The following is a 5,071-nucleotide window of genomic DNA, read 5'->3' on the forward strand; positions in this document are numbered from 1 at the left end:
ACCCACCGCCGACTCCGCACCCACACCCCACGCCACCAGCAAACGCGCCAGACGGTTCGCCCGCGCGTCCAACTCCCCGTACGACACCTCCACGCCCTCACACACCACCGCCACCGCATCCGGCGACTCCACCACCCACCGCGCGAACGCCACCGGCACCAGCACCCGAACCGGCTCGTCCGCCCCCCTTCCCTCGCCCAACAGCAGCCCGCGCTCGTGCTCGTCAAGCACCTCCACTGCGGCAAGGCGGGTGCCCGGTGCCTCGTCGAGGGTGGTGACGATCCGGTCGACCGCCGTCCGCAGCCAGGCGCAGAGCCGCTCGGGGTCGGCCGGGTCTGCGGCCTCGATGCTCAGGGAGAAGCCGGCGCCGTCGTCGTCGACGGCCACGGTGAGGGGGTAGTTGGTGCGCTCGCGCATGAGCAGGGTGCTGATCCCGGCGAGGCCGTCGGGGCCCGGCCCGGCGGTGGCTGCCCGCCGCTCGGCGCCTTGGTGGTGCCGGTAGTTGAAGACGGAGGTGAACAGCGGGTTCGAACCGGGCAGTCCGCTGGCCCGCTGGGCGAGCGAGAGTGGCGCGTGTTCGTGCACCAGGAGCTCGGCCAGCTGGTGGCGCAGTCCGTCGAGAGCCCGGTCGACGTCCGTCCCGCCGATCCGGACCCGCACGGGAAGGGTGTTGATGAACAGGCCCGGAACGCGGTCGGAGCCGGCGCCGGAGTTCATCCGGCCGAACAGGACGGTGCCGAACACCACGTCGTCCCGGCCGGACACGGTGGCCAGCACCCGCGCCCAGGCCAGGTGGAACAGGGTCGCCGGGCTCACTCCGTGCGAGCGGGCCGCGCTCCGGATCCGGTGGCCGAGTTCCGCATCGAGCGGAAGCCGGGCTTTGGCCGAGTTGGCTCCGCCGTCGCGCACGTCCGTCAGACCGAAGGGCGCCGTGGTCTCGGTGACGTCGCCGAGCAGCTCGGCGAAGTGGCGCAGGTGCTCCTCGCGCGGGACGCCGAGGTGGGCCTGGGCGACGAAGTCGCGGAACGGCAGCGGCTCGGGCAGAGCGTCGGCGGCGCCGGACAGGATGGTCCGCAGCTCGCCGATCAGCACCTCCAGCGCCGTGTGGTCCTGGACGAGGTGGTGGATCCTGAGCAGCGCCAGTCGGTGCCCGCTGCCCGGTTCGGTGGTGGTGTGCACGTCGATCAGCGGGGCCCGGCCGAGGTCCATCGGTCCGCTGCCGGCGGCCAGCAGCTGTGCCACGGGTTCCGTGCCGTCGGCGGCCGGTTCGACCTGGTGGACCGGTATCGTGGCGTTCCGCGTGACGACCTGGACGGGTTCGCGCAGACCGTCCCAGACGATCGCGGTGCGGTAGATGTCGTGCCGGTCGACCACCTGTTGCAGGGCGTGCAGGAAGTCGTCCAGCCGCTCGCCGCTCTCGAAGCGCAGGACTGTCGGCGAGGCGTACACGTCGGTGTCCCGGCCCGATTCGAGCAGGTGGTGGAAGAGGATGCCCTCCTGGAGCGGGGCGAGCGGGTAGATGTCCGCAATGTTGGCCGCGCCGCCCGGGATCCGGGCGGTCAGGCGCGCGAGCTCCGCTTCGTCCAGGTCGACCAGGGTCAGCATCGACGGGGTGAGCTCGCGCGCGCCATCGGGGATCAGGTTCGGCGGCACCTCCACCCTCCCGGGTGCGGCGGCGGCCGCCAGGCCCGCCGGGGTCGGCGTCTGGAACAGCGCCTTCACCGAGACCGGGACGCCCTTCGCTCGCAGCCGCTCGACCAGCGAGACCGCCAGCAGCGAGTGGCCGCCGAGGGCGAAGAAGTCGTCGTCGACGCCGACGCTCTCCAGGCCGAGGATCTCGGCGAACGCCGCGCACAGGATCTCCTCCCGCACCGTCGCCGGCCCACGACCCGCACCCGCCGCCGCCGTGAAGTCCGGTGCGGGCAGGGCCCTGCGGTCCAGCTTCGCGTTCGCGGTCAGCGGCAGCGCGTCCAGCACCACCACGGCCGACGGCACCAGGTACGAGGGCAGCCTGGTCGCCGCGAACTCCCTTACGGCGTGGCCCACTTCGTCGCCCGAGCCGGGCGCCGGCACCACGTACGCCACCAGCCGCTTGTCACCGGGAACGTCCTCGCGTGCCACCACCGCCAGCTGCGCGACCCCCGCACAGCCCGACAGCACCGCCTCGACCTCGCCCGGCTCCACCCGGAACCCGCGGATCTTCACCTGCTCGTCCGCGCGGCCCACGAACACCAGCTCGCCGCCCGCCGTCCACCGCACCAGGTCGCCGGTGCGGTACATCCGCTCGCCGGACTCGAACGGCGACGCCACGAACCGCTCGCCCGTCAGCGCCGCACGGTTCAGGTACCCGCGCGCCAACCCCGCTCCCGCGACATACAGTTCACCCGCGACACCCACCGGCACCGGCCGCAGGCGCCCGTCCAGCACCAGGACCCGCGTGTTGTCCAGCGGCCGGCCGATCGGTAGCACCACCGCCGGGCCGTCCGGCCCCGCCACCTCGTGCTGCGTTGCGCACAGCGTCACCTCGGTCGGCCCGTACAGGTGCCGCACCAGCACACCCGGGCAGGACTCCAGCACCCGCCGCACAGCACCCGCCGGCACCACGTCACCGCCCGTCAGGACCTCGCGGACCCCCGCGAAGCACCCCGGGTCGGCCTCGGCCACGACCCGGAACAGGCCCGCCGTCACATGGGCGTGCGACACCCGCTGCGCGCGAAGCAGTCCACGTAACGTCCCCGCGTCCACTCCGCCCGCCGGAGCCGCCACCACCGTCGCCCCCGACAGCAGCGCCACCCACAGCTCGTACGACGAAGCGTCGAACGCGTGCGGCGCCACGAACAACACCCGGTCGCCCGCGCCGACACCCCAGTGCGAGGCCGACACCAGCTCCACCAGGTCCCGCTGGGTCGCCATCACGCCCTTCGGCACGCCGGTCGACCCGGAGGTGTACATCACGTACACCGGGTTGTCCGGCCGCACGCCGACGCCGGGGAGCGGCGACGCGTCCGCCCCGGCCAACTGCCCCCGCACCTCCGCCCCGTCCAGCACCAGCACCGCCGTGCCCGCCGTTCCCGCCGTTCCCGCCGTTCCCGGCACCAGGGGCGCGCACGCGGCCGAGGTCAGCACGCACGGCGGCGCCGCGTCCCCCAGCACCAGCGCAACCCGCTCGGCCGGCCACCCGGTGTCCACCGGGACGTAGGCGCCGCCCGTCTTCAGCACGGCCAGCAGCGCCACCAGCAGGTCCGGCCCGCGCTCCAGCACCACGCCCACCAGCGACTCGGGGCCCACGCCCCGCTGCGCCAGCAGCCGCGCCAGCCGGTTCGCCCGCCCGTCCAGCTCGGCGAAGGTCAGATCTCCCCCGTCCGACACCAGCGCCACCGCGTCCGGCACGGCCGCCACCCGCTCCGCCCACAGCCCGGCCGGCGACCCCGCGCCCACCGGGCGCTCCGCTCCCGCACCGCACTCCGCCACCAGCCGCGCCCGCTCGCCCGGGACGAACACGTCCAGGTCCGCGACCCTCAGCCCGGGGCGCTCGGCCACCGCACCCAGGACCTTCGTCCAGCGGGCGGCCAGGGTCTCCGCGGTGCCGGGGTCGAAGAGGTCGGCGGCGGCGATCAGGGCGCCGCGGAGGCCGGCGGGCGCTCCGTCGGCGTCGAAGGTCTCGACGACGGACACCTCAAGGTCGAACTTGGCCACGGACAGCGCCGCGGACGCCGTGCTCTCGGCCCGCACGCCCGGCAGCGGCAGCACCGATCCCCCGTCGCCGGGAGCGGCCCGGGCGGTGTTCTGCACCGTCAGCATCACCTGGAACAGCGGGTGGCGGGCCAGCGACCGGGCTGGCGCCAGCTCCTCGACCAGCCGCTCGAACGGCACGTCCTGGTGGCCGAGCGCGGACAGTCCGGCCTCCCGGACCCGCTCCAGCACCTCGGTGAACGCCGGGTCGCCGGACAGGTCGGCGCGCACCACCACGGTGTTGACGAAGAACCCGACCAAATCGTCGAGAGCCTTATCGGCACGGCCCGCGACAGCCGCGCCGATCGGAATGTCGGTGCCCGCACCGAGCCGGTTCAACGTCACCGCCAGCGCCGCCTGTAGCACCATGAACAGGGTCGCGCCGTGTTCGCGGGCCGTCCGGGCCAACTGCCGGTGCAGCTCGGCCGGGACGTCCAACGCCACCTGGTGGGCCCGATGCGAGGACACCGCCGGACGCGGACGGTCGACCGGGAGCTCCAACTCCTCCGGCACACCCGCCAGTACGGCCCGCCAGTGCTCGGTCTGCCGGGCCAGCAGGCTCTGCGGGTCGGCGGCCTCGCCGAGCAGCTCGCGCTGCCACAGCGCAAAGTCGGCGTACTGCACCGGCAGCGGCGCCCACTCGGGGGCCCGGCCGTCGATCCGCGCCGCGTACGCGGTGGCGAGGTCACGGGCGAACGGGGCGGCCGAGGAACCATCCCAGGCGATGTGATGGGCCGTCAGGACAAGCAGGTGTTCCTCGGCGGCGGTGCGGAACAGCCGCGCCCGCAGCGGCATTTCGGTGCCGAGATCGAAGACGTGCCGGCCTTCGCGGGCCGCGGCATCGGCGAGCTCGTGCGGCGCGATCTCGGTGACGGCCAGCTCAAAGCCGCTCTCCGCCACCGACATGATCCGCTGGTAGGGCTCGCCGCCGGCCTCCGGGAAGACGGTGCGCAGGACCTCGTGACGGCCGATCACATCGAGCAGCGCGGCGTTCAGCGCCGCACTGTCCACCCGGCCGGACAGCCGCAGCGCGGTCGGCACGTTGTAGACGGTGCTCGCGCCTTCCAGCTTCGCCATGAACCAGAGCCGACGCTGAGCGAAGGACAACGGGATCATCGGGACTCCTCCTGCTTGCGCATCGGCCGCAACACCGGCCTGGCACTGGTTGGTTGGCTGATGTTCTGGACCAGCCACGCCGCGATCGCAGCGGGCGTCGGAGCGGCGAAGACCGTCCGCAAGGGCAGTTCCAGTCCGAGTTCGGACCTGACTTCGTTGACGATCCGGGTGGCCAGCAGGGAGTGGCCGCCGAGCGCGAAAAAGTCGTCGTCGACACCGACCG

Annotated in this window: 2 protein-coding genes; both read right to left on the reverse strand. The window is 73.7% G+C overall.

The features are described from left to right. The coding region (locus AMK19_RS33980) for a non-ribosomal peptide synthetase (protein ID WP_143200565.1) at nucleotides 1–4,848 on the reverse strand (4,848 nt) is incomplete at its 3' end. Further along, a partial coding sequence (locus AMK19_RS33985) for a phosphopantetheine-binding protein (RefSeq protein ID WP_143200566.1) occupies nucleotides 4,845–5,071 on the reverse strand: 227 nt, incomplete at its 5' end. The genes AMK19_RS33985 and AMK19_RS33980, both read right to left, overlap by 4 nt.

The sequence above is a fragment of the Kitasatospora sp. CB01950 genome, from assembly GCF_001905465.1.
Lineage (GTDB): Bacteria > Actinomycetota > Actinomycetes > Streptomycetales > Streptomycetaceae > Kitasatospora.